A 26,387-nucleotide genomic window follows, 5' to 3' on the forward strand; every position below is an offset into this window, starting at 1 on the left:
TCCAATAGAGCACCTGAGCGTGCCCCCGGCAACGGCCGGCCGCGCCGATGGCGCCGCGCGGGAATTGCGCGCCCCGCGTCGAGGCCGCATGATCGGCGCCGGACCAGGGAGAACAGCATGACGGAACCGACGCGGCTGACGGGCCGCATGGTGGCGGCGGCGCGGGCGCTCGCCGGGATCAGCCTCGAGGATCTCGCCGCCGCGGCCGGCCTCGGCCTTGAGACGACCCGCCTCGCCGAGGACAGCGGCAGCGCTCCCCTCGCCTCGCCGGACCAGGCGGCGGCGATCGGCGCCGCGCTGGAACATTTCGGTGTTCTGATACTGGAGGAAGCGGGCGGCCTCGGCGCCGGCGTGCGGCTGAAATTCACCCGCCTCGACGTGAAGCAGATCGCCCGACTGGAAGGCGAAGGCGGCCCGGCCGGCGACGACGACGTGCCCTGACCGGATGGGGGCCTGAAAACAACAAGGCCGCCGGTCAACTCAATGACCGACGGCCTCGTCGAAGATGGTGGGTGCACTAGGGATCGAACCTAGGACAAGCTGATTAAGAGTTAAGCGCACCCGCTTCGTTGCCAGTGACTTACCAACTGACGCCGTGAGATTCAACCCGATAATCAGAAGGAAATCTCACAAAAGCGAATATCCACAGTCTCACCGAAACCGAGGGTCGTCGCGCCATCGCCTGGCGAGGACGAACACGCCCTCGATGATGGTCAGCCCGACGACGCCGCACATGAAACCGGAGAGGCTTTCCACGCTCGGCCGAGATAGCGCCCGGCCGACGTCGACGCCGAAGGTCCGGAAGATCGCGATCAGTGTCTCGTACATCAGCGGCCCGGCGACCGGCCCGCCATAGACGGCCGCCAGGGCGCCGGCGATATACTCCGGCACACGCTGGCGCATGGGCTTGTGCGGCGGGAACAGGTTCCTCACCCAGGCGCCGGCGAGGCCGCCGGCGGCCGTGGCGAGCTTGGCGATGATGGCCGCTGCCCATTCGGACCCGGTGCCAGGAAAATCGGCCATCAGCGCCCCAGCGGCTTTCTGGCCGCCCAGCGACCATAGAGGGTGATCGCGCCGCCGATCGCCGATGCGACAGCCACGGCGATATTGACGAGCGTGCCCTGGTCCTCCACCGGCAACGCGCGGCCGCCGATCGCGAACAGCCCGGAAGCGATCGCGACGAGCGCGCCCCAGGTGACGCGGCTTTGATACCAGGGCTCGGTATTGGTCATGTGCTGGATCGCGGGATCCTTAGCGACTTCCTGCACGACGGCCTTTGTGACGGCCTCGCTCACGCCCGGCGTGCCGGGATCGTCCGGTCCGATCACCGACTCGAGGGCGCCGGACAGCGCGCCGGAGAGGATATCAATGGGGTTCAGGCGCAGCCGCATTTCATCGTCTCCACTGGCGCCACTTGGCGCGGATCTCGTCACGATAGGTCCAGGCGAAAAGGGCAAGCGCGACCAGCGTCACCGCGAGGATGCCGCCGGCGATCCACCAGGTGGAGAGGCCGGCGACCTGGTCGACATTCGCCGGCGTCTGGCTTGCGGTCGCGACGCCGCCTGTCCCCAGGCCACCGCCGGCGGCCGTCGCCGTCACCTTCTTCTTGAGATCGAGCTGGCGCTGCAGGGCCGCCCGCGTCGCCGGCCCGGCGATGCCGTCGACGGTGAGGTTTGCGTGTGACCGCTGCAGCACCTTGACCGCCTCGACCGTGGCCGGACCATAGCGGCCGTCGATCGCCCCATTGTAGAGACCTGCGGAACGAAGCTGTTCCTGCAGGGCGGCGACCGCGTCGCCACTGGCGCCGGGCTTCAGCGCCGCCGAGCTCGGCGCGGCGGCCGTCATGTATTTCCGGTCGAGGATCAGATCCGCCTCGCGCTGGCGGCGAGCCGTCAGGCCGCTGACCACTTTGCCGCCGGCCTTGTTCCAGGCGAGCAGCCCGGCCCGAACACCGGGCCTATCCTTGCGCCGCCAGGAATCGACCCAACTCGCGCGGCCGATCGCACCGGTGTTGAAATGGAACAGCACACCGCCGTCGAATTCGTGCTGCGCGGCCGAGGTCATATGGTAGCCAACGGCCGGCTCATAGTTGCGCTCGAGCGCCGTGGCGAGAAGGGCCCGGCTCTGCTCGCGGGTGATCGTCATGCCGGCTTTCGGGACGACGACGCCGGACGCCTTGGTCAGGCCGACGCCGATCGTCCAGACGCCGGCAACATCCTTGTAGGCGCGCAATACCTCGCCTTCTTCGGCGATTAGCTGTTCAAGACCGGACGAACTGGTTTCCATGGGAACCTCCTGGCGAGGTTCCAGCATCGGCGGAAAGCCGGCCGGTCAACCGGCAGTTACCGCCAGGAGGCGGCGGCCATTCTGGCTTGGCTCGTCGACGCCGCGAACGCGACGGAGACCGTTTGTGTCCCTGCAGAGAGCCCGCCCCGCATGGCGGCCGTCGCGGTATGCCCTCCGATCACAGCCGTCGTGTAGTCGCTGACTTCGTCGAGCCCGGTCCAGGTCGCCGACCCTGACACATTGTTCAGCGCCACGGCGATCGCGGCCGCGCCATCGGTGGTCGCCAGCGGATCGGTCGGCGACGAGCTCACGACGGACGAATTCACGAAGGTATCGATCGGCGTATTGCTGTTGAGGCCGACGATATTGAACATTTCCATCGTACAACCGCCGCCGGAGCCATTGGTCGATAAGACGATCGTCGGCGCGGAGAGCCCGCCGGCAGGCACGACATACTGGTAGATCGCCACCAGCGTGTGACCATTCGGGCTTGCCACGACCTGCGTCGCCGCGTTGCCGTCGACCGTGCAACCGTTGAAGTTGCGATTTGCGCTCGGCGCTTCCGAAGTCACTGCCAAGACGAGCAGTGATCCTTCCTGGATGGTCTGGCCGAGCGATTGCGCGGAGAAGGTGAAGCTCGAGGCGGTCGCCGTCTTTTTCGGCGCGGTCCCCAGAAAGGTAGGGACAGGTGCCCGGCGCCGCCCGTTCGCAAAGCCCGTGTGCAGCGTCATGTGGTGGCGTCCGCGAGCAGGAGCCACTCATCCGTGCCGATCTTGACGAGTTGGCCGCCGGCCCATTGGCCCGTGAGCTTCAGCCCGTACTTGTTCTGAACAGTCACGCCCGAGCCGGCGACAATCGTGGTCTGGCCGAGGCCGGACTGCGCCAGGTTGATATACGTGCCGACCTTGAAGGCGACCGACGAATTCGGCGGGACCGTATAGGTATTGGCGGAGGCCGAATTCATCAGAACGACCATGCCGGCATCTGCCAGGATGGCCGTTGCACTGGCGTTGTACCGGACGACGCCGCGCGTCACGCCGAGTTCCTCGGCTACCAGGACGGTTCGCGCGGTCGCAGCATCCGCAGCCCCAACGATCGACCGGCCGTAAGACGTGAACGCCGTCACGGCCATCGTCGTCGCGCCGCTGAAATAGGCGATGACGCCAGCGGCCGACGCCGCGCCGGCGAGCGAGGTAAGGATCGGGCTGGCCGACTGGAAGGCGCCCGTTCCGAAATACATCACCCAATTGATCGCCGTGCTGCCGAGCGTGCCGCCGATGTTCGAGGTGCAGACATAGGCGCGGTCCGCGTTGGCCGTTCCTTCCTCGATCCAGACATTGGCGCCGGGAACCTCGAGCCAGGCATCCATATCGGTCGCCCGCGACCAGGCGCCGGCGGCGACGACATAGATTCCGTTCTGCGCCGCCGTGGTCTGGTCTTTCACGAGCACACGCTCGCCGGCGGCGACGGCGACGCCATCGATCGTCTGCGTTCCAGAAAGCGTGATGTTCGCCGTTGTGGCGACCCGGCAGCTCGCCTTCGGATCGAGGCCGTTCAGAAGGTTGTCGACATACTGCTTCGATGCCGGGTGCAGCGCGTTAACCGGATCGGCGCTAAGCGTGACCGCGCCGCTGAAGGTGCCGCCGGTGTAGGGCATGCACCTATTGTCGACATACTGCTTGTTCGCGGCATGCGTCACCAACGTCGGCGTTCCCGACAGGATCAGCGGGCCGGTGAGCGTGCCTCCGCCCAGGCCGAGATAGAAGCCGGCATAGTCGGCGGCGTCCGGAATGATGGCGCCGACGCGCCCGTTGAAACTCTCCACGGCTACGTCGGAAGGGTTGTACGCGACGATCCAGGTGTCGCCGCTATAGGCGCGCATCTGGTTCGCGACGGAATTCCAGTAGAGCATACCCTCGGCAACGGGCTTGCCCGTCGACGTCTCGGTCGGGTTCGCAGCTTGCGATCCCAGGTAGGTCTCTGCCATCGCGTTGGCGTGCGCGACAGACTCGTCTCGCGCCGTCTCGCTCGCCGCCTTCGCCACGACGGATGCATCCTTGGCCGCCACTGCCTCGCCGCGCGCCGTCTCGCTCGCCGTTTTTGCAGCGACGGCGTCATTCTTGGCCGCTACCGCCTCGCCGCGCGCCGTCTGACTGTCCGTCTTCGCCGTGACGGCATCATTCTTCGCCGCCACCGCCTCACCGCGCGCCGTCTGGCTGTCCGTCTTCGCGGTGACGGATTCGTCCCTGGCGGCGACGCTCTGGTTTCGCGCCACGATCGCCTCGGCGAGGTAGGCATTGCCCGCCGAGATCGCTGCAGTGACGATCAACTCGGACTGGTGAGCTGAATAGGCCGATTGATACGCCGCCTCAGACGAGGCCTGGATCACCGCCTTCTGCTGCTGCTGCAGCGCCAGGGTGTCATCCGCATCGCGCCGGAGCTCCTGCTGGATCAGGCGGCTGCGGTCGAGCTCGTCATCGACCGCCTTGCCTTTCATGGCGCCGGCGAGCACGACCGACGTCGATCGATCGAGCTTCGTCCGGCCGCGCACGCGATAGCAGCGGGCGCCATCGGCCGGCGCCAGCAGCGTGACGGTGCCGCCGGCATTCACGCCGGCGCCGACGATCGTGTAACCGACCGCCTCGCCGAGAACCGTCCAATCCAGGCTGCCCGCCGTCGTCTCGCGGGAAACCTCGATATCGCCGTTGCGCTGGAAATAGAACGGCACCGCCAGCGACGTGACGCCGGCGGCCGGAAGCGTGATCCGCTGGCGGGAATCTTCGATGATCGGATGATCAATGCTCATGCGGATGCTCCCGGGCGCCTTTCTGACGCCTCGAGCATCGCGCGAGCAGGGTCACGTCAACCGACTAGTCGTCGGCCACGCCTGGCACCGCCGGCGCCGATCGACGGCGGATCTTGCTGCCGTCGAGCTCCGGTCCATCCGCCTTTGCCGATGCCGTCAGGTCCGCGACGATCGCCTCGGATCCGTCCTCAAGGAGCCGCTTGCGCAGCTCCGGCCAGGACGATTCGACCGTCTCGCGCGGCAGGACGCTGGCCGTGGCGTAGCGATCGGCGAGCAGCCCATAGAGCCCGGGCGAAACCGCCTGCAGCTCGCGGTGATAGGTCGACGTATCGACGACGGTCCGATTTGCCCAGCCTGGCACTTTCAGCAGGACCAGGGCGTTCCGCGCCTCGGCCATGGCGAGATCCGACAGGATGTCATCGGCGGCGCCGGCGTCGGCGCGGCTGATCTCGACCGGCTCGTCGTCGGCATTGACCAGGCGGCCGCCGACGAGATCCCGTCGCAGCGCGCCGATCGCCTTCACCGCCAGGCGCGCCCGATAGAGCGGGTGGATCCGCTTCACATCGGCCGGCATGGAAAGCGCCGTCAGATAGGCGCGTTCTTCGGTCGGCCGGCTCGCCAGGTAGTCGGCCGCGCGCGCTTCGTCGCCGGCGTCCATCAGCGCGCGCCAGGATCGCGCCGCCTGCTCGAAACTGCCGTTCTGCTCCGAGACGAGATCCCAGAATGCCGTCGTCGACGTCGCGCCCTTGGATGCATCCTTGATGAAACGGCGGATGAACGGCATGTCATCCCAGCCCGGCGACGGCCGATCGCCGGCGGCGATATCGTACATGGAAAGCGCCGAGCGCCCCCAGGAGCCGAATTGCGCCGTCACCAGGTGATCGATGATCAGCGGCGAGACGTTGAACCACTCGCCCAGCGTCTTCGACAGTTCCGACGTCCGGGCCGTGTACTGCAGCCACGGCTCGAGCGCCTTCAGATGCTCGGGAACGATCGGGTTTCCGGTAAAGAAATCGGTGTTGGACTTGATCTCGAAATACGACCGGATCGCCGGATTGCCTTCGATGATCGAGGGCGGAGCGACGACCTGGAACAGGCCGTCAACATAACGGCCGGCCGCAGTCGGATCCTGTTTCGCGAAGGCGTCATAGGCCGCCTCGCCCAGGTTCAGAACGGTGGCGAGCTCGAACGGCTTCGGAATGGCGATCCACTTGTCGCCGGCCTTGACCATCCAGTGCGTTGCCCGGGTAGTCGGCGAGATCTCGTCATAGTCTTCATGCCGCGACATGAGGGCATGCAGGCCGATCCCCATGGTCGACAGAACGCCGAGCCGCGCCCAGGCCTTCACCGCCTGGCCCATGGCCCGCTCGTCTTCGACAGTCAGGACCTGGCCGAGCACACGCTTCGCGAAAGGCGCGATCATGACGCGGGCCGTCTTGTCGAGCCCCTGCAGGGACGCGTTCAGGAACGGGATCATCCGGGCGAGCGCAGAGAGGCCCCAGCCTCGCCGATCGAAATCGAGATGATCGCGGGCGCGCCAGGCCGCCTCGAGTGACGCCTCGAGATCGTCCAGGCCGCGCGCCTTCGCTTCCTTCATGAATTCCTTGAAAAGGCCGAGCCGCATTCCGGTTTCCGAAAGCTCGGTCACGGCCGCGATGCCTCGGACCGAGGTCAGGCGCTGCGCCGTCCAGCCCTTCCGGCGCAGCGCCGTGATATCCCGCTCGAGGGCAGCGTCGCGCAGGGCGGCCGTCTCGGCGCCGCCCATGATGCCGCCAGCCGCGTTGTAGGCGCGGGCCGCGTCGCGGCCGAGGATCTCGTCAGCGGATCCCGACAGCGTCGCGCCAAGGCGCATCAAGGGCCGGCCGTAGAAGATCGAGGCCATGGCCTGGTCGCGAAAGAAATTCGCCAGGATGAATTCCGGCGCCGTCGTGATGCCGGCGCGAAGGACGGCCGCCGGCTTGCCGAGCATTTCGACGAAGATGCTCTTTTCGCCGCGCGTCATGCCGGTAAGCGCCGTGTACATATCCTTGCCGAACTGGCCGTCGGCCAGGCGGAGCGCGCGCAGCTCGCCGGCGTCGCGATAAAAGGCGATCGTCTCGCCCTTTTCGTTGATGATCGCCGGTCGGAAAAGAGCCGCCTTCTGGTCGCCGATCGCCGATTCGACGGCATCGCGCATCAGCGTGATATCCATCTTGTCGAGACCGGCGGCGCGGCCGGCGGCTTCGATCGCCTCGAGAGGATCGACGACCGTCGCGCGCAGCTCATGCGCCGCGATCCTTTCGGCGATCGCGCCGCTTCCGGGCCCTGCCGTGATCGCCAGGCGATCGAGCGCCTTGACGACGTCATTGCGGGCGATCGCCATCGCCGTCTCATAGGCGTCTGCCATCAGGCTATCGAGCGGGTTGACGACGTCGCGCCGCGATCCGCGGAACCGCTTGAGCAGGCCGCCCTTTGTGGATCCTCCGCGCCGGCCGCTGGCCTTGCCGGCAGGGTCGCCGGCATAATCGAAAGCGCGCAGGCCTGGCACATAGTCGACGATCTCGAGGCCGGCCGCGTGCTGGTCATCCGTGATAAGGCCGGCGTCGCGCTTCTTGCGCCATAGCGCCGTGTTCCAGTCATAAACTTTCTCGGCAGCGCTGGCGAAGGTCGGGTTCTTCGCCTCGAGCTCGGCGATGTTGGTCAGGTGGTCGCCCCGGGTGAGCTTGTCCGGCGGGTTCGGGATCAGGCCCTTGGTGAAGCGATCCCATTCGCCGATTGCGCGCCGCGACCAGAGATAGGCGCCGAACGCCTGGACCTTTGCGTCGTCCCATTTCGACAACACGTTGCGGGCGCCGATCGCCTCGATGATCGCATCGCGCAGCGACGCCGAAGACGGCCCGGTCTCGCCATAGGCGTGCACGCCGTGGACCACGTCCATGTGGCCGACCGTATAGGCGCCGCGCGACATGCGCGCGAGCTTGTACGGGTCCTTCGTCACCTGCAGATCCACGGCCTTGCCGGTCTTCTCCCGATGCATGTCGAGCAGCGCCCGCGTCGCGCGCTGCAACGGATGCAGGTCATCGAACAGGAAACCGTAGGCGCTTTCGATCCGATCGCCGATCGTGGCGCCCAGGCCGTGCTTTTTCATGTCCTGCGACAGACGGCCGAGCCATCCGGGCCGCTTGGCTGAGACGATCGTGCTGGCGACGGCCTGTTGCGACGGCTGATCGAGCCAGGCACGATAGGCCGCGTGCACGTCGTCGAGCGCCTTTGCGAGCTCAGCGTCATGCTGTCCGAGGAAAGAGCGGAACGCCGCGTCGAACCCGGGCGCCTCACGCGCAGCATAGGCAGGGTTCGTCAGGTAGAGCCGGAAGAACTCGGCGAAACCCTCCGATCGTTCGCGCCCCTTCGGCGTGCCGGGATAGGCGAGCTTTTCGACCTCGGCGGCGTGCTTCTTGAGCAGCGCCTGCAGAGGCTTCCCGAGCTGCTCGTCGACGTGGTGGCCGACCTCATGCGTGAAGGTGTCGAAATCATCCTGGTAGCGGACGCGGATGACGCCGGTCTTCCGGTGAAACTGGCCGAGCACCTTGCCGCCCTTCGCGCGGGAAAGGCGGCCCTGACGGGTCGCCGTGACATCGACGAGCTCAGCGAGATGGTTCGTGAGATCCCGCAGCCTGGCGAAATGCGGCGTCGAAGGTCCGTCAGCAACGCCGGCCGCATCGCGCTTCGGCGCCGGCGCCGCCGTTTTGCGACGTGCCAGTACGTCGCGCGGCTGGCCGCCGAGATCGCCGGGGATCGCGTCCCCCTCGATTTTCGAGGCCCGCAGCGCTATATCTGGATCAGTCGGCGAGGAAGAGGATGGCTTCGTGTCTTCCTGGTGACCGGCGGGGCGCCCGGTAGTACCCCCGCCGCGCCGACGTTGATCCCGCACATAGGCCGTCATCAGCCAGGTCTTTTCCGCCTTGTCGAAATCGAGGCGGATCGTGGCGCGGTGCAGATCGTCGGAAAGAATGATCCGGTTCGCGGACCGGCTTTCAACGGGCAACGTCTCGATCAGCTCAGGCAGTCGCTTGACGACGTCGGGATGCTTCCCGACGATCTTCGCGAGACCTAGGCCTTCGTCCGTCTTCGGATCGTAGAAGCCCCAGACGAGATCGATCGGCCCAACGTCCGGGCGCTGGAAGACCGCCCTCGCCTCGCCGCCCTGCAAGGCCTCGAGGCGGGCATGAGCGGCGGCGAAATTCCCCTCATAGCCGACGAGAACCGGCCCCAGCGGCCCGATCTCGGCCACGTCTTCCGTTGTGTCGGCAAAAGCCGTCTCGCGCGATCGGCGCGTGGCGTCGTCCGGTGCATCATCGACGAAGGTCCGCAGCTCCGGATCGAGCGCGCGCGGCACCTCGACCGACTGCTGTACATCGGCATCTGCCATTTCGGCCGTCTGGCGGCCGGCCTTGCGATCAGCCTCGACGGCCAGGCGATCGCCCAGGGCCGGCGGCTCGGCCTTCGGAACATCGCCTGGAATCGCCTCCGGAGCCGCTGGAGCGGCTTCCGGACTTTTCTTGGCGCGACGAGCCGGCCGAACGGGTTTCGCCGCCGGTGACTCTGCCAGCCCATCTGCGCCCGGAATCGCCTTGAGTTCGTCGGCTACCGCTTCCGTCTTGGCGATGTTGGGATCCGGCTCGATGGGATCGAGCAGCCGATCGCCGATGATCTTCTCCGATCCATCCGGCGTCACGGTACGGAGCATTCCGGCCGGAACCTTGGCCTGGTCCTCGGCAATGCGCACGGCCATGCCGTCATCCGGGCCGCCCGGGTCGCGGATGCGATGCGTCAGCGGCCCGGCGGCACCGCCGATCGCCGCGCCGATCGCCGTCGACGCCGCCAGTTGGCCGAGGCTGAATTCCTTCCGCGAGCCGCCGGCGAGCTCGAGGCCCTGGACGGCGGCGTCCGCGACGGCGTTCGTCACGCCGGCATCGACGGCGCCGGCAAAGATCCGCGCGCGGATCGTCGACAGCGAAATCCCGGCCATGCCGAGCAGTTTGGTCCCCAGGCCGATCGGAATGAAATTCTCCGGCGCGGCGCCGCCCCCGACGAGCTGGCCGGTCAAAGCCGCGCCGGCCTCGAGCAGGCTGTTGAATTGCGGAAATGAATCGTAGCGCTCATTGAAGCGGGCACGGCTTTCATGGCCGACACCCTCGCGCCATTCCGGCGGCAGGGTCGATTGCTGGTAGTCGCGCGCCGCGCCCAGGATCGTGTTGCGCTCGCCCGCCTGCCGGTTGATCTCAAAACGCTCGAGCAGCCCCGGACGCGGTCCGGTGCGCAGCTCGGGCGCCGTGTCGTCGATCGTGTCGGCAAAGGGATTGTCCGGCGGCACCGGTGCGGGGTCTTGCGCTTCCGGCAGGCCCTCGAGCACGCCGGCGGCGAATTGTTCGTCGACGGTATCGCGATAGGTCCAGCCAGCCATCAGTCCCCTCCAAGGTAGAAGCGGGCCGTTCCCGGTCCGAACGCTTCGTCGAATTTCGGTGCAAGCGACTTGTCGGCGACCAGCCGCCGGATCGCCTCGGCCGTAGGCGTGCGGATCATGTTGGGCGAGCCCACGGGAATGAGCTCGTTCGGATCCAGGGCACGGCGCAGGTTGTCGGCCGACTGCGCCGGCGAAAGGCCGAGGATCTTCGCCGCGTCGTCGGTGCGGCCGTCCATGGCACGATCGGCGGACGAGATTTCGCCGGCCTTGTCGACGCGCCGTCCATCGGCCCGGCCTGGCGGCTGGCCGAGGCCCGTCTTGCGGATAACGGCGGCGGCATAGTCGGCAAGATCCCGATCAGCGCCGCGCGCGGAAATGACCTGGCGGAGCACCTCGTCGGCATACTGGCCGTAGTGCTCCCCAAGCGTGGAGGCCAAGGCGGAGGTCGCCTTCTTCTGCGCGCCTTCGTCCTTCGAAGCGAAGATCTCGCGCCCGAGCTCGAGCGCCTCTTTCTTCGTCAGCGGCTCGCGCGCGAGCTCCGGGACGCCGAGAGCCTCCTGGCCGTGCATCCGCTCGCCGATCATCGTTTCGGTGGTGGAAGGATCCTGCGGATCCACGGCCGCTTCGGCGTCGCGCACGGACTGGAAAGACCGGCTCGCTGCAGCCGCCGGATCCTCGCGCCTCTGTTTCTGGATCGCCTCGGCCTTCTTTCCCGCCTTTGCGAAAAGCTCGGCCTGGCGGGCATAGCCTTCCTGGCCGGGCGTCGGCGCCAGCTTCGCGACGCGAGCATCGATCTCGGCATCGGTCATGGTCTCGAAGCCGTGCGTCGTCTCGAAGAACGCGCGCGCCTGGTCGCGCTTTTCCGACCAGGCAGCCGCCTCGGCCGGGCCAAGGATCGCAGCCACCTCGGCGCCGTCGATCGGCCGGCCATCGGATAGGGCGCCGACACCGGTTTCCTCGATCGAGGCCAGATCATCCGCAACGCCGCGCTTGAGCTTGGCCTTGGCGATAGCCACGTCGCCGCGCGCGCCTTCCCTCTCCTTCGTGACAGAGGCACGGAGGCTATTGGCGAGCGCATCGACCTGGCGGAAATCGAGCCCGGCAACCGCGCCGGAGCCTTGCTTCCACTGGTCGAGCAGATTGTTCGCGAAAGCCTCTTTCGTCGCCAAGTCCGGCAGGGCATCGAAAGCACCGCGGATACGGGCGTTCGTCGCATTCTCGACGAGCTCGCGCCGCCGCTTCATGCCTTCCGCCGGCGTCAACGCGCCGGTCGCGATCATGCTATCGATCTTGCGGCCGCCGCGATCGATCAGGCCGGCAACGGCGGCGTCGCCGTCCGGCGAGGATCCCGCGAGATAGGCCTGCCGCTCGATATCATTGCCCTGCGCCTCGACCAGCTCGGCCGCCGCCGCCTTGGCTTCGCCCGCGCGTCGCTCCTCGAGGCGACGATTGACCGCTCCGGAGTAGGTCACGCTCTTTTCGTAGAAGCTGCGCTCGAGCGCCTCGCGCATCTTGGGATCGGCCGCGACACCACTATCGGCGATATAGGTCTGCTTGATCTCGCCCATGCGCTTCTGCAGCGCGACGGGATCATCCTTCAGATCTTCATAGGCATTGCCGAGATCGGCATGCAGCGCCGCCTCGAGGCGCCAGCCATGCGAGGCCAGCGCGGCCTCATCATAGGCATTGCCGTAAATCGTGCCGTCCCGGCGAAGCACAAGATCCGCTCCGGAACGCGGAGGCCCATCGGTGCGAGCCACGTTCGCGCCAGCCAGGCCGTTGGCTGGCGACGGGCCGACCTGCCCGCCAAAGAGCTTGCGGAGCGCCGGCTGCGCCCAAGCCGCCGCCTGGTCGATCGAATTGGACCCATAGGGGTTGCTGCGGTCCGCCCCCCACAAGGTCGGAGTGTCGCGGGTGTCGACATGCAGCGAGTTGCCGCTGGCATACACGCCGATGCCCCGGGCACCGCTATCGATGGCGGCCTGCAGAACCGCGCCCTTCTGATCGTCGGTATAGCCGGACAGATCGATATCGATCGCGTTGCCATGGATATGCTGACTGTGTTTCGCCCCGCCGGCCTTCTCGTTCCTGCTCTTGTCGCGGAAGCCCGAACGGACGGAGAGGTTCGGCACGACGCCCGCCGCCTCGATGCCGGCCAGCATGGCTTGCGCCGAGGGCGAGAGCTTGGCGAGATCGGCGCCGGCGCTCGAAACCTGAGTGCCCTTGCCGCCCATCTTCCGCGCGGACCAGGCCATCAGATCGCCAACGGTGCGAATCTTGCCGAAAACACTGCCATTTGACGCGATCGCGGCAGGATCCACGACGTCGGAGAGTGCAGCCGATGGATCCGCGCGCAGGACGCGTTGAGCGCCTGCAGGGCCAAGAAAGTAGCCGAGGTAGAGATTGGCCTCTGTTGTCGCGATGCCAGACGCCTCGAGCCTTCCGGCGATCTCGGACAGGTATCGGCCCGACATTTCCCGCGAGATCGCTGCATCAGACCGGAGAGCAAGCACCTCGTCTTTCGACTTTCCTTGCCCCAGGTCGGGCCGATATCTGCCGACCAGCTCGAGCCAGGTCCCCTTCAGCATCTGGCCGATGCCAGTTGCGGACGACGTCTTGGCCTTGGCCGCAGGGTTCCCGCTGCTCTCTGCCCCCAGCACACGATCGACCAAGGAAACGTCGATTACCGATGCAGGAACGCCGGACGAACGCGCCGAGCCGGAATAGACGGCCTCGCCTGACGCACTCGGCGGATTGGCCGTCATCGGCGCGGGCGCGTCCGGAAGACGAGCGCCAGCGCCCGCCGCCAGGCCGGCCGCAGCACCTTCGCGCATGGCGGCTTTGTCCGCCATCTCGCCCAAGGACCCGGCGATGCCGGAGAAGACGGCCGCCGCGCTGCGGGCAGCGCCGCCATCATCGACCGCAGGCGGAATGTATCGCCCGATCAGCTCGCCTTCACCCTGGAATTTCGTCGGCTGGCCGGGCGACGACGCGCGCTTGTTGAACGCCATGAGATCACCCTCGCTGCAAGAGACGCAAACCGCCCTCGGCACCGATGCCGAGCGCCTTGAGAAGCGAGCTGGATTCCGCGCTCGAGGCGAGGCGGGTAAAGGAGGCGGCCCGGCTCCGATACATGGCCGCCCTTGCCTCTGTGGTCGACCGGTCGATGGAGATCTCGGTGGCCGCCAGCTTCTCGGCATTGGCGCGGTTGTCCTCGGCAACGCCGGATCCCAGATCGATGCCGGACGCGGCATAGGCCACGTCATTCTCGCCCAGCGCCTGCAGCAAAGCGCGCTTCAGCTTCGTGGTCCGGCGCACGCCTTCGACCTCCTCCTGGCGAGCGTCGAAGTTCGCCTGGTCGGCCTGCATGCGCAGCCCCGCCGCTTCCTGTTTTCCGCCGGCCAGGGACGACAGCGCGCTGCCGACCGTGGCAACTCCACTCAGGATGGAGAGGCCGGTGGAACCGGTGAGAAACGAGCCGAGCCCGGTTCCCGCTGCGGCGGCGCTGGCACCGGCACCGCTGGCAGCAGCGCCGCCGACAACCTTCGCCAGCGCTCCCAACGCAAGCTGAACCATGGTGGATCTCCTAAAGCTTGGCTTCCTGCGTGATCGCGTCGACATGCAGGAAGCCGGGCCGCGTCTGCGTGATCGTCAGCGTCGGTTCGTTCTGGTAGCCGGAGAGCCCGCGAACCGTGAGAACGCCGTCATAGGGCGCCTGCAGCGACGGCACGTTGTCCTGGTCGCCGTAGCGCCGCAGAGGAACATCGCGGGCGCGGCCACCATTGGCCGCGATCGCGATCGACGTCGTGTCGCGAACCGTCACTTGCGCCGAGTGGATGCGCGCCTTGCGTCGGATGACGATGTTCGGCCCGACTTCGCGTGTCGGCGGCAGCAGTTCCGCCACCGGCGGGATCCAGCGTCCGACCTCGCCGGCCGATACCGGGACCGGCAGAGTGACCGAGCCGCCGGCGACGACGAACGGCCCGAACACATTGTCGTCGCCGACCACCCACACCTCGCGGCCCTCATGCAGGGAGAGCCCGGAAATCACGTTGGTCGGCGAGCCGAAGGAAAAGGCCTTGGCCGAATGAAGGAAGGTCGAAGCGTCGAAGCGCTGCAGCCGCCGCGAAGTGCCGCTGGCGCTTTCAACATCGACCAGGACGGACAGTTCGTTGCGGTCATTGCAGGCGACCGCCTTGAAGGTGCCGAGCGTCTCGATCCGGAAAAACGCGGTGACGTCCTGCGCGCGCAAAAGCTTGGCCGCTCGCATTCGGCCGTCGCCGAGCACGACCGCCAGGAGCGATCCATCGGAGATCGCGTTCGGACGGCGGATCGCCATATCGACAACATCGGAAATCAGGTGCGCGGAAAGGATCGAGATCGCCGTCGCGACGAAATTTCCATCGACGTCGGTGTAGCGGAACTCGCCGATGACCGAACCGCTTCGATAGGCAAAGAGCGCGGCGCCCTCATTCTGGCAGACCGGAACGCCTGGCCTGACACCGTCCTCCGAGGCCTGGACGTGAACAGGCGGCTTCGTCTTGTCCAGGGCGCGATCCTGCACCCAATATTCGGCCCGATTGGTGAAGATCAGCAAGTTGCGCTGCGCCGCGATCCGCTCGATCACCTCGCCGCCGGGCGTATCCATGGGAACCAGGAACGAGCCGTTCGCCTCGTCGAGCCGATCATCGAAGTTGAAATACTCGCCCGAGATCGAGCAGATCCAGGCATTCGGCAGGCTCCGGAACCCACCCATGAGCAACCGCTGCTGGTAGATCGCTCCGCAGCGCGGCCAACCGCGCGTGTCGGAAATGAGATCCTCGCCGGGCTTCACGCCTGGCCGTTGCTTGTAGCTCAGCACGGCCGCATCGGCCTTGTTGGTGACACGGCCGGAAACAGCCCAGCCGTCGCCCTCGTTGCCGGTGCCGGAGAACGTGATGCGCAGCGTGCCGCGCCCCCGGCGGCCGGATGCGACATAGGTGATCGCGATGCCGGTCTTGACGACGGGCAGATCGTTGATGGCCGCGAGGATGTCGGGGATCATATCCGCGAGCGTCGACTGATACTCGATCGAGCTCGTCTCATTCCCCGAGATCGTCAGGACGAAGACGGAATCGGTGTTGAGGCCCGTGAACTGGATGTCCCACTGCGCCGCGACGCCGTTTGTGTAGACGGCGCCATAGTCATAGCTCGGGATCTTCAGGAACGGCACAAGGTCGACCTGCCAGTTGGTCGGGCCGAGATGCTTCAGCCGGCGCGGCTGCACGTCGGGATGGAAGATGAAGGCGGTATCGAGCTGCTGCACGAAATCGGCCGTTGAAAGCTGCTCGGCCGTGTAGGGCACCGTGACGGTTGCGAGCTTGCTGGTCTCTCCCCAGACCTCGAGCTTGCCGGCGCCGGCGACCAGGTCATAAGAGACGCCGTTCGAGGCGGTGAAGGTGAAGATCTTTTCCGACGCCGCGTCGACAGCGCCGATATCGCGCAGCCCGTCGAAGCCGAAATAGCCGCCCTGCGGGATCGGCTCGATGTTTCGCGCGGTCTTGAGGCCTTTCGCCCGATACTTCAAGTCATAGTTGGCCTCGATACCGGGATCGACCTCGCCGGCGGTGAAGCTCGCTTGCGTCTTTCCGGGCCGACCAACCATCAGCTTTTCCAGGCATTGGTGAGGGGATTGTTTCCGACCGGCGCACGGCGTGGCGGCGTGGCGCGCGCATCCTCCGCGATCGCGGCACCGAGGGCGCCGCCGCGCGGAAAGACGCTCGGCGAGCCAAAAGCATCAGCTCGGAGGCCATCGCGCATGCCCTTGTCGTCGACCTGGCCGAGCGCGAATTCGGCCGCCAGGGCGAGCGTCACCGCCTCGCGAAAAGTACCGGGCCACTTCACCGGCGGAGGAACGAACTTCACTTCGGCGTAAAGCACGGGCTCGTCGGCCTGCACCGTGTTGCCCGACAACACGTAGCGATTGAAGATCCGATCGGGATCGCGCGGATCATCGGTAACGCGGACCGGCGGGCCGAGCGCGTCGCCCGGCATGTCGAACACGTTCCGATAGCCGAACAGGCCGATTTCATCGGCGCGCGGCGAGAGCACGCGCATTTCCTTCGCCCAGGAGAAAACGTAGCAGCCGAGGCAGAATTCCACGACGCTGTCATAGGTGAGAGCGGCCGACGAAGCGCCGAAACTGTCATCGTCGAGATCCTCGAGAGGATCGATGTTGAGCCGACCGAAAGCCCGATTGATCATGACGAGTTTCGTGGGAGCGGTCATGCGGATGCCTCGCCAGGATCGGGAGAAGGTGCGGTCCGGCGCGCCGCCGCCGGACCGCTGGACGATCGCGGACCGCGTTAGGACGTGGTCTGTTTCGCGATCGTCACGACCGTGCCGGTGTTGGCAGTGACCATGTAGTTTTTGAAGACCGGCGTGCCGTCCAGGTCGAGCGAGGCCATGATCACGTCGCCGACGACCAGGTCGGATGCGAGGCCGTTGAAGTAGCCTGCCGTTTCGACCGTGGCGGCGTCGTCGTTGGTTGCGTAGTGGTAGATCGAGCGCTGCGAGCCGGCGCCGCTGCCGACCGTGCCGCCCAGGACGGCGCGCCGGAGGCCCTTCAGATCAAATGCCATGGTTGCGTTCTCCGAGATCGAGGGAAGAAGCGGAAAAGGCGGGCCGAAGCCCGCCCTCCGATCAGTTGGCCGTGATGTCGCTGTTCGAGGCGAAGCGGCCGCGCACGACGCCCTCCGGCAACAGGGCCGCGGCCGCGCCCTCGCTCTCCATGCGAACCGTCCAGCAGCCCGCGCGGTTGTCCCAATCCCAGATCGTCTGCAGCTCGGTATTGTTCGCCCAGCCGAAGGCGCTGCGGTGATAGAGGAAGATGTCGAACTGGTTGGCGGCGGGGATCGGGAAATACTCGTCCGGCGCGAGGAACCAGTGCACGCCGTTCCAGCTCTTGGCCGTCGTCACCTTCGTGAACGGCAGATCCTGGCCGACATAGTCGGAGCTGTTGAACTGCTTCCAGCTCATCAACTGATTCCAGAACAGCGACGGCAGGGGACAGAAGACATTCCCGTCCCAGGGAACATCCTGCGCCTGCAGGCGCTGGCACATGGTCATGGCGTCGGGCAGCGTGAAGGCGGCCGAATTCTTGTTGATGAAGCCGGTGCCGGACGTCGGCGCAGCGGAGTTGAACTTGCCGATCAGCTCGCCGTCGGTGGCGCGGCCGAGCGCATTGCCGCCGGTGACGGCGATCGCCTCGCGTTCGTTGGCCGACATGCGGGACAGGTCATAGGTCCAGACTTCGTCGAACGCTTCCCAGGTCTCGAGCGTGGCCTCGACGTTCGTGCGGCCGGGGTTCATCGGCACGGCCTGCTGGCCCCGGACCTTCTTCCGCGCCTTGCCCTTGCCGCTGACCGGGAAGTAGACCTTTTTGCCGTCCAGGCGACCCTCGGGCATGACAGTGCCCTTCAGAAGGAAGCCGCGCGACTGGTACTTGTGAATGACGGTGGCGTTGTACTGCTCGACGAACCAGGCAGGAGCTTCTGCGCTCATGGTCGATCTCCGATTGACGGTTGCTTTCGTCCACCGGGCCGAAGGGCCACGAGCCTTAGCAGATCGCTTGGAGCGATCGCCGCCGGCGACGCAGGTCCGTCCCTAGGGATGGCCTGACGCTAACCGGCGGCCGAGGGCGTCAACCGCCGCCGGGATAGAGGCGCTGATAGGCGGCGTCATATTCGGCGCGCAGGGTCTTGTCGAACTTGGGCGAATAGGGATCGATGCGCTCGTCACCGACCATCGACTTGAGCCGCTCCTTGGTCCAGCCCTGCCCGCCCGACTCGCCGCCAAGCTGGATCCCGCGCTCGCCGAGCATGCCCTTGATGGCGCGCAGAGCGACGATCCCGGAGGCCGTATCCGCCAGCGCCAGGACGGCGCCCTTCGCTTCGTCGCCGAGTTTCAGGTGCGCGCCGAGGCCCTCGGCGAAGCTGGTGGCCTCATTCGCGGCGGCCGCGATCGCCGTCTTGCCGGCCGGACCGTCCGGCGCCTGGATCAGCTTGCCGAGCTGCGCGAGCTCGGCCTGCGGATCATAGGTCGGGCCGAGAACGCCGGACTCGACCAGCGGCCCGAACGTCTCCTCGAGGATTGCGCTGAATTGCCCGGTCGGAATACCGATCTTCTGCGCGACCTGGCGAAACTGGTTCATCACCGGATCATCGGCATTGTCGAAGAACGGCTTCAGCCGGTCACTCGGCTCGAAGACATATTCTTTCGGATCCTTGGGCACGGCGCCGCGCTTCGCCATATCCTCGCGCAGGGGCGTATAGGCCCCGTAGAGCTTGTCGATGGTCTCCTGATTGGTGGCGCCGACCAGGTGATCGGGCAGGCCCTGCGGGCGGTAGAGCTCCGGCGGCGCTGCGGCTGCAGAAGCTGCAGCGGCAGCGGCCGCCGCCGGATCTCCGCCGCCGGCGCCGGCATCCGCCGCGCCTCCGCCGCCGGCGCCCTCCGGCGAAAATAGAGGCATAAATCGATAGCGGTTCCGCATGGTTCACTCCTGTTGCGGCGGTGGGGTTTCGGTGCGGCCCTCCGCGATCATGCGGAGGATGGAAAGCGCGAGGGCATTCTGCCCTTCGCGAAAGGCGCCATAGAGCAGGGCTTGTTGCGGATCCGGATGGGTCATCACCGCGAACGTCATGCGGCGCCAGGTCTGGTCCAGAAGCCACTCGAGTACACGCTCGCCATCCGGCCCGGAAAACACACTGGCGGCCGCGCTCAACAGGGCTTTGCGCTCGAGCTCCGAAAGCTCGCGCTTTTTCCGGGCTTCTGGCGACGCGCCGTACCGCTGTTCCATCGCCCCGACGAAGTCCCAGCTTTCGCCCGTCACGCTTGCAATCGCGTCCTCTAGCGAAAGAGCTTTCATGCCGGCATACCTCCGTCTGCGGCGCCCACGACGGCGGCGGCGGCCGCTGCAGTCGCGTCGTCCTGATCCATCTTCTCGCGCTGCGTTTCCGTCACTAGCAGCTCTTCCGGCACGCCCATGGCCCGGCCGACCTGCAGCAGCGCGTTCTCGATATGACCGACGCGGCCGGCATTGTCCTGGAGCAGAGCGATGATCATCTCGAGCCACTGGATGATCTTCTGCACCCGCTCGGCCTCCCGGGCGGCGGCGATCGGCGACGTGACGCGGATCTTGACCAGAAGTTGATCGATCGGCGGCGCGTTCTGGATCAACATCTTGTTGGCGGCGATCTCCATTACGCGCTGCACGGCCGGAACGATGATTTCGCGCACCAGGCGGCCGAAGGCGCCCAGGTGATCGGACGCCAGCCGCTTAACCCGCTCGAGGATCTCCGTCGCGGAGCGCACCGCCGCGCCATCGGCCGGCAATGACTGGTCCATCATGGCCGCCTGGACGCCCATACGAAGCTCGTTAAGAACGATGTTCGAGAGATCGAGGCGAGGATCCTGCAGGCGCTGGACAGACGGACCGAGGGTGCCGCCGTTCCGAGCCACCTTCCAGAAGATGCCCGGCTCGACCGCCGCCAGGTCGGGATTAAACACGCCATCGTCGACAGCGGTATAAATTCCCATCATGGCGATGGCTGCGGCCTGCAGCGTCAGGCGTTGCGCCGTGTTCAGCGTCTTGATCGTCGGCATGGCGAGCATGACAGGGCCGCGCCCATAGGTCTCGCCTGGAACGCGGAAATAGCGCGGCGTCAGCCAGGGGCAGGCTACCGTCTTCGACTCGTGAATCGGCTCTTTCGCCTTGTCGGTCCAGACGGTGAGGATCCAGCGCCGCGCTTTCGGGTCCCAGACGGTATCCTGATTGACCTCGATTTCCGTCTCAGGCTTCGACTTCAGAAGCTGCGACAGCTCAGGGCCGAGCCTGGCATCCGGCCAGGTTTCCATGACGCTGCGGAGCGACCATTTGCGCGACCAGAATATGCCAGTGATGTCGTTATAGGGACCGCCCTCGAGCAATACCTCATCGATCGCCACGGAAATGAAGCGCGCCGGCCGGCGATCGTCGCCTTCGAGGATCAGCATGGCGCCGGTGCCGGCGGAGAGATCAAGCGCCATCTCGAGGAAGGCCTGGTCCCATTCGCCATCGTCGAACAGCGCGTGCGTCGTTTCGCCAATGTCCGAGAGCTGCTGTGTCAGATTGTCCGTCGATCCGTCTTGCGCGGTGATCCTCTTGCCAATCGGGCCCGGCTCCAACGTGTAGAATTCCTGCCCGGTCGGCACGAGATCCTGCTGAAGCTTGCCGGCGAAGCGGAAAGCGGACACGACGGCGGTCTGATCGAAGACACGATCAACGCGCTTCTCGCCCTTGCCGGTCCGTCGCGTCGAGCGGCGATAGGGAATCGCATAGTCGAACGCTTCATCCAGCAAAGGCTGGATCGCGTCCCGCTCCACCTGCGCGGTCCGTCGCCGCGCCCTCATGGCTTCGATGACGTCTGACATGGTCAGCCCAACGTCGACGTGCCGTCACCGCCACCGAGGAAGGTCAAGAGCTGGCGACCCTTGCGGCCGGTGCTGCTGGCCTTCGCCTGGTCGACTTCAGCCTGCTGATTGGCCATCGCCGCCAACTGCGTCCGCTGCTGCGATGCCGCCTGCTCGCGCGCCAGCTTTTCCGCGTCGCTGCTGCCGCCGAACAGGTTCTTGATCACCTTGCCCATTGTAGAGCTCCCACACCTCGAGATCCGCGACAGGCCCCACGGCAACAAAGCCGGTCGAGCGCGCGATGCGGCGCCCCTCGGTGGTTGCGATGACTGTCCGGATGACACGGTATGGCGTGGCCGACAGGGTCAACCGCATGGCACGGATGACCGCAAGCATGTGTTGCGAGGCCGCTGGCGCCGCCGCGAACCATGCCTCCGGGACATCCTCGGAAAGAAAGATCCCGCCGACCATGAGGGTTTCGCCCTCGGCGTCGCGGATCGCCCAGGAGGGACCGGAGGCGAGCTGCAGCTTCGCGACCTGCCAGACGATCGGGTAGACGCGCCCTCGCCCGCCGATCGTCGCGGCCAGGTCGGTGATCAGCGCAGGCGTGGCGATCGAGATCATCAGCCGACCTTGTGCGGATCGAAGTTGCCTTTCGCGCGCGCCGCGCCGCCTGCAGGCCACCCGCCGCGCCCCTGCGCGCCCGGCGGACCGTTCCGACCGCGCCCGGCTCCGGTGACGATCGCGGTGCGGCCACGCACACCGCCGACCAGGTACTGCAGGCCGTCATGCGGATGCGAGAACGCATTCTTCGCCGGCGTCGCCTCGAACTGGCCGTCCGTGCGCTTGGCGAATTTGTAGCCGGACGCAAAGCCGCGCACGAGGATCGGACAGCCGGTCGGAGAGATCAGCATGTTGGGATCCTTACCGTCCGTCTTCAGCTCGGCCTTGACGGCATCGGTGCGCAGCGAGATCTCGTTCGAGCCGTCGAACGGGATCAGGATGACGGCGCCGATCAGGACGCCGACGATTTCATTCCAGGCGAGCTGCCCCCCTTCCCGATCAGCGCCATATTGAGAGGCAGGGTCAGCCCAGGCGCGGATTTGCGCACCTGGAAAATGCTGCTCGATCTCGGCCGCCAGGAGCTCGCCGAACCGGCTAGGGCCATACCCATGCCCGGGCACGAGCTCGCGAAGAATCCGGAGCTGCCAGCCGGCATGAAGCTGGCCGATGATCGCCGCCGGGTTCAGCGTGCCGCCGCCACCGTCGAGCCCGATCAGGAGCGGCAATTTCGGGTCATAGGCAAGCGGCCGCGGAGCGACGTGGATCCGGGGATTGAACGTGTCATAGACCGGCTTGCCATCGCGGCTATAGCCGAACTGGTTGTGCACCATGCGCCGCACAAACCAGTCCTCGTTATCGGCCGCCATCTGCTCGTAATAGCCGGGCTCGAGATGCTTGATGTTCTCGGCCTCGGCCGAAAGGCCGGACGGCTGCGCATAGAGCACGCGGTTCTCGGTCGGCTTCTCGACGAAGACCTTGTAGACCCAATTATCGATATCCGGCGCGTTCAGATCGCCGATCACCTGGCGGACACGTCTCGCGCCGGCCGGCAGCAGATCGCGCTTGGGATATCGGCCCGTGCGCTGCTCGAGGTATCGCAGCGCGTCCTCATCCATCGTGTCGGCTTCGTTCATCCAGGCGCCGGAGATCTCGTAGCCGCGCAAACGATCCTCGACGCGCTGCCCGTTCAGGCCGATGAATTCGGTGATCAGCTCGACCCGCTGACCGTGTTGCGTGCGGAATCGCAGGATATGGATTGCCGGCCGGTCATTGCCGCCGGACCAGGACGAGCCCGGGTAGGTTCGCGGGAACCACTGCAGCCATGACGCGAGAACGGTTTTCTCGGCGTCGCGATAGGTCGAGCGCACCACGACGAAGCGGTCGCGGATGACGCCATCGTTGCAGGCCGGCATGCGCGTGCCGGCGACGATCCGCTTGAAAACGGCCGTCACCGTCTTGCCGGCGCCGACCGGCCCCATGATGAACGGCGAGAGATGCTCATCCAGGATGAAGGACCGCGCCACCGGGCCCGGCGGCACGTAGCGGTAGGGATCGAAATCGCGCTCGATCTCGCGTTCGTTGAGCTGATACTTGCGCAGGATGCGCTCGAGCTCGGGATCCGCGCGAAGGTCCGGCAGCGCTTCACCGCCATCCGCACCTTTCGCCAGGTCCGCCAGGTCCGGCTCGTCTAGGCTCATGCCCGCCCCCCTCTCCCGGTCCCGCTGCGGATCGAGGGCACAGCCCCTGCCCCTGGCGCCCGATCCCGATTTACGCGCCCCACGCCGGCCGAAACCCGATCGGTGTGAGAGCGGGCATCCCTCATGGGGAGGCCCCCCCCCCTTCGGGGGAAGCCGCCCGGGCCGCCGCCGGCCCCGCGCTCGCCGCCAGCGGCCCGGCCGCCCTGCGCCGCACCGTGCATCCCAGGCGCCTGGACCAAAAATGGGGGGACGGCTCGCCGCAGCGGCTGATTTTCGATCAGCGCATTTCGCGGCCGATCCGCCTTCAATATCAACGCGTTGTCCACGCCGTGAGACCTTTCAGCCGTGAGACCCATCGTCTTCCTCGTCATCGGAATGGCTGTTTTCCGCCGTTTCTGGCGCGCCGATCGACATCGGCTTGTCGCCCGCCTGGAACGGCAGCGCCGCCGCCTGCCCGCCGCCCAGGTCGACCACCAGGATCGGCAGCGCCTTGTCGTCGTCGGTCTCGACCCGGATCGGCATCTTGCCGTGCAGGAAGGGCATGAGCTCCGCCGCCGCCTTCACCTGCATCGATGCCACCTCGGCCAGCGACGGCGCGCCCTCCGCCGATCCGAAGATCTTGAGCTGCTGCTCGCGGAACCACTTGGTCAGCTCGAGCGGATCGGCATCGACGAGCTCGCCGAGGAATGCCAGCGGATCCCGATAGCCTTTCGCCTGGTAATACCGGCGCGCCGCCTCGGTCTTGCGGTTGATCGAGCCCTTCGGCCGGCCCGGGCCGCGCTTCGCGGCCGGAAATGCCGGCGCCCGCGCCGGCTCGCCGTCCTCGGCGTCGTCGTCATCGAACAGATCGGCACCAGCCATCACCTTGATTTACCTCAGTATTTTATTCAAACGACGCCGTTCGATCGATCCCGCGAGCCACACCGAATGAGGCTGGTGTGGCTCGCGGTGTGGCTAAATTTCGTAAGTATTTTCAATTACTTAGATATATAACCACACTAACCACACCAACCACACCACCCCTATAACGCGCGCGCGCGTGATCGTAAGGAAGACGCCGCGCCATGTGGCCGGTGTGGTTTCGTCGTCAAGTCATTGATCCGTCTTCATTATCGGAGCCACATGACCAGCCACATAGGTGTGGCTGGTGTGGCTCCCGAACCCCTAAGCGGGAGGCAAGCTCCGCGCTGACAGGAACCGTACAAGCGCTTTCCCCTGGTCAACTGTCCGCGATCCGTGGCGCGCGGGTTGCTCTGCAAGCCGCGTGACGCGGACGCGGGCCGCTTCTTCTGCAAAAGGGCCGGGGTAAGGAGGGACGCAAAGGGCCGGGGCCCGGGATCGAGGGACGATCATTCGGGCTCCGGCTAGCTTTCTTCTGTGAGGGCGACGAAGCTCTGCAGCGCCACCAGCGTGCAGCGCTTGTTGAAGCCGTCGATGCGGACAGCGTTGTAGCTCTTGTCATAGAACACGACGTGCGCCGGCCCTTGCCGCAGCGCGTCAGTCCAGCTTCCGATGCCGCCGGTGCCGCCCCACGGCGTTTCGCGGAACAGCGAGCCGAGCGCAGGCCCGGAGGGCGGAACGGCAAGCAGCCATTGACCAGGTGACGCCTTGTGGTCTGGCCCAACCAGGCCGAGACCCGCCTGCGCCAGGTGTTCGCGGATCTCGCGGATATAGTTCTGCTCGAGCGGCTCGCGCAGCAGATCCTCGAGCAGCCCGCCAATTGAATGTTTTTTACCGGCGCGCCAGGCGTCGACGCGGGCCGTGAGCAGATGCTCGAGGCAGGCGCGCCAGTTCTCCCGGGCATTCTCGCGCTCGGGCATCGATGCCGCGTCGAGCAGGCCCGCCCAATAGGCGTAGTCGTCGACGGGATAGCCTGCCTCGGTCACGCCCTGGTCGCCGAGCATCAGGTGCGCGCAGGCCAGGAAGATGCCGTAGGTGTCACGACCTCGGCTATCGTGCCCGCCCTGCCGCAAGGCCTCCTGATAGGTCGCATAGAGCCGCTCGAAATCGTGCCAGCCATCCGCCAGTCGCCGCAACAGGCGCGCGCCGATGGTCTCTGGGTCGTGCAGGACGGGAGCGGGTTTCGACATGTCGAGCTTGCCGATCGACAGGATCGCCATGCGTGACAGATCCTGCGGCGCCAGCGGCGGCGGGTTGATCGCCGAGAAAAAGAACGGCGATCGCGCCTGGAATTCGACGCCGTTGTGGTCCTGGCCGCCGCGCAGCATCAGGCCGCCGGAGGCCGCCAGGCGCGCCAGCTTGACGACGGCGACGGCGCGCCGGCTATCGGCCTCCGCCTCGAGCTCGTCGACCGCGATCGGCAGCGCGTCATTGCCAATACGCTGATAGATGCCGGCCGGCGTCGTGTCCGGCGTCGAGACGATTGCGTCGCCGAACACGGCCTTGACCGCGCTCTGCAGCGAGCTCTTGCCGACCGCCTTGTCGCCGATCAGGAACATCGATGGTCGCCAGGGCAGCGCGCCGCCGAGGAAGCCGGCGCCGATCCAGCCGAGGAACAGCAAGGGATCGAGCCTCGGCCGACGCCAGTTCCAGTTCTGCAGGAACGCGAGCAGCGCCGGCGCAGGATTGTCCTCATGCTCGACCGGCTCGGCCGAGGGCAGCGGAATCGCCGGCCGGCGCGGATAGAAATGGCCGTCGATTTCCCCGGGCCGCGCAAGTTTGCCGTCGATCGAGAGATACTCGCCGCAATGCAGGATCAGGCGGCCGTCTTTGCCTTTCCAGGCGCCGAGGCCGCGCACCTTCTCGACCGATTTCCAAAGGCCCTTGTTCGCGCCGGCGGCGTAGAGATCGGCGCGCACCTTGTTCATGTCGAAGCCGGTGACGACGGCATCCTTGCCGAAGCGCGGCCACGCCCAGGAGAGATAGAGATCGCGGCCGGCGAACAGCCGCTGCGCCATGTTGATGCCGAAGCCGGACGGCGGCACAGCCGCCAACTGGCCGAGGGCGTCGACGACGTAGAGGACGTCACCGTCCATGCCGAGCGGCTGGACCGGGCAATCGGGCGGAAGGCCGAGATGCCCGGCCTCCCGCCATCCGCCAGGTTTGATCCCGTCGCGCGGCCGGCCGATCGGAGGATCCGGAATTCGCCGGTCCTCCGCCATTGCCTCGAGGCGTGATTTGCCGCCCCGAACGACGGCCGCGA

Annotated in this window: 20 protein-coding genes; 1 reads left to right on the forward strand and 19 read right to left on the reverse strand. The window is 66.6% G+C overall.

What is annotated here, in order from left to right; translation table 11 throughout:
* The first annotated feature begins 117 nt into the window (after positions 1-117).
* Entirely contained in the window at positions 118-441 is a 324-nt protein-coding gene (locus WFK98_RS12815) for an XRE family transcriptional regulator (RefSeq protein ID WP_336800477.1), read from the forward strand.
* 210 nt (positions 442-651) lie between these two features.
* Here WFK98_RS12815 and WFK98_RS12820 read toward each other — a convergent pair whose 3' ends face one another.
* From WFK98_RS12820 to WFK98_RS12910, 19 genes are all read right to left on the reverse strand, one after another.
* Positions 652-1,023 (reverse strand): hypothetical protein, encoded by a 372-nt coding sequence (locus WFK98_RS12820; RefSeq protein ID WP_336800478.1) that lies wholly within the window; start codon positions 1,021-1,023, stop codon positions 652-654.
* Positions 1,023-1,391: a hypothetical protein gene (locus WFK98_RS12825; RefSeq protein WP_336800479.1), complete on the reverse strand. Its 369-nt coding sequence runs from the start codon at positions 1,389-1,391 to the stop codon at positions 1,023-1,025. Before WFK98_RS12825 ends, WFK98_RS12820 begins: the two co-directional genes overlap by 1 nt.
* Position 1,392: 1 nt before the next feature.
* A complete protein-coding gene (locus WFK98_RS12830) occupies positions 1,393-2,286 on the reverse strand; it encodes a glycoside hydrolase family protein (protein ID WP_336800480.1) in 894 nt (297 codons plus the stop codon).
* A 56-nt stretch (positions 2,287-2,342) separates the two neighbouring features.
* Positions 2,343-3,017, reverse strand: coding sequence for a hypothetical protein (locus WFK98_RS12835; RefSeq protein WP_336800481.1), 675 nt, complete (start codon positions 3,015-3,017; stop codon positions 2,343-2,345).
* On the reverse strand, positions 3,014-5,092 hold the full coding sequence (locus WFK98_RS12840; RefSeq protein ID WP_336800482.1) for a hypothetical protein: 2,079 nt from the start codon (positions 5,090-5,092) through the stop codon (positions 3,014-3,016). Before WFK98_RS12840 ends, WFK98_RS12835 begins: the two co-directional genes overlap by 4 nt.
* Positions 5,093-5,156: 64 nt before the next feature.
* Positions 5,157-10,535, reverse strand: a complete 5,379-nt coding sequence (locus WFK98_RS12845; RefSeq protein WP_336800483.1) for an LPD38 domain-containing protein — start codon at positions 10,533-10,535, stop codon at positions 5,157-5,159.
* On the reverse strand, positions 10,535-13,546 hold the full coding sequence (locus tag WFK98_RS12850) for a D-Ala-D-Ala carboxypeptidase family metallohydrolase (protein WP_336800787.1): 3,012 nt from the start codon (positions 13,544-13,546) through the stop codon (positions 10,535-10,537). Before WFK98_RS12850 ends, WFK98_RS12845 begins: the two co-directional genes overlap by 1 nt.
* Positions 13,547-13,550: 4 nt before the next feature.
* The gene (locus WFK98_RS12855) at positions 13,551-14,111 is read right to left on the reverse strand and encodes a hypothetical protein (protein WP_336800484.1); all 561 of its coding nucleotides are present in this window, start codon (positions 14,109-14,111) and stop codon (positions 13,551-13,553) included.
* Positions 14,112-14,121: 10 nt separating this feature from the next.
* A complete protein-coding gene (locus WFK98_RS12860) occupies positions 14,122-16,179 on the reverse strand; it encodes a hypothetical protein (RefSeq protein ID WP_336800485.1) in 2,058 nt (685 codons plus the stop codon).
* The gene (locus tag WFK98_RS12865; protein WP_336800486.1) at positions 16,179-16,778 is read right to left on the reverse strand and encodes a hypothetical protein; all 600 of its coding nucleotides are present in this window, start codon (positions 16,776-16,778) and stop codon (positions 16,179-16,181) included. Before WFK98_RS12865 ends, WFK98_RS12860 begins: the two co-directional genes overlap by 1 nt.
* A 101-nt stretch (positions 16,779-16,879) precedes the next feature.
* Positions 16,880-17,155, reverse strand: coding sequence for a hypothetical protein (locus WFK98_RS12870; RefSeq protein ID WP_336800487.1), 276 nt, complete (start codon positions 17,153-17,155; stop codon positions 16,880-16,882).
* Positions 17,156-17,216: 61 nt separating this feature from the next.
* Positions 17,217-18,077, reverse strand: a complete 861-nt coding sequence (locus WFK98_RS12875) for a phage capsid protein (protein WP_336800488.1) — start codon at positions 18,075-18,077, stop codon at positions 17,217-17,219.
* A 139-nt stretch (positions 18,078-18,216) separates the two neighbouring features.
* Positions 18,217-19,065 (reverse strand): hypothetical protein, encoded by an 849-nt coding sequence (locus WFK98_RS12880; RefSeq protein ID WP_336800489.1) that lies wholly within the window; start codon positions 19,063-19,065, stop codon positions 18,217-18,219.
* 3 nt (positions 19,066-19,068) lie between these two features.
* The gene (locus tag WFK98_RS12885) at positions 19,069-19,440 is read right to left on the reverse strand and encodes a Bbp19 family protein (RefSeq protein ID WP_336800490.1); all 372 of its coding nucleotides are present in this window, start codon (positions 19,438-19,440) and stop codon (positions 19,069-19,071) included.
* Complete coding sequence (locus tag WFK98_RS12890; protein ID WP_336800491.1) at positions 19,437-20,984, reverse strand: portal protein; 1,548 nt, start codon at positions 20,982-20,984, stop codon at positions 19,437-19,439. The genes WFK98_RS12885 and WFK98_RS12890 overlap by 4 nt, the downstream gene beginning before the upstream one ends.
* A 2-nt stretch (positions 20,985-20,986) precedes the next feature.
* Positions 20,987-21,199: a hypothetical protein gene (locus WFK98_RS12895; RefSeq protein WP_336800492.1), complete on the reverse strand. Its 213-nt coding sequence runs from the start codon at positions 21,197-21,199 to the stop codon at positions 20,987-20,989.
* A 387-nt stretch (positions 21,200-21,586) separates the two neighbouring features.
* Positions 21,587-23,224, reverse strand: a complete 1,638-nt coding sequence (locus tag WFK98_RS12900; RefSeq protein WP_336800493.1) for a hypothetical protein — start codon at positions 23,222-23,224, stop codon at positions 21,587-21,589.
* A 339-nt stretch (positions 23,225-23,563) separates the two neighbouring features.
* Entirely contained in the window at positions 23,564-24,085 is a 522-nt protein-coding gene (locus tag WFK98_RS12905) for a hypothetical protein (RefSeq protein WP_336800494.1), read from the reverse strand.
* Positions 24,086-24,588: 503 nt separating this feature from the next.
* The gene (locus WFK98_RS12910; protein WP_336800495.1) at positions 24,589-26,220 is read right to left on the reverse strand and encodes a hypothetical protein; all 1,632 of its coding nucleotides are present in this window, start codon (positions 26,218-26,220) and stop codon (positions 24,589-24,591) included.
* Positions 26,221-26,387 lie beyond the last annotated feature (167 nt).

Source organism: Kaistia sp. MMO-174 (assembly GCF_037147815.1).
Taxonomy (GTDB): domain Bacteria; phylum Pseudomonadota; class Alphaproteobacteria; order Rhizobiales; family Kaistiaceae; genus Kaistia; species Kaistia nematophila.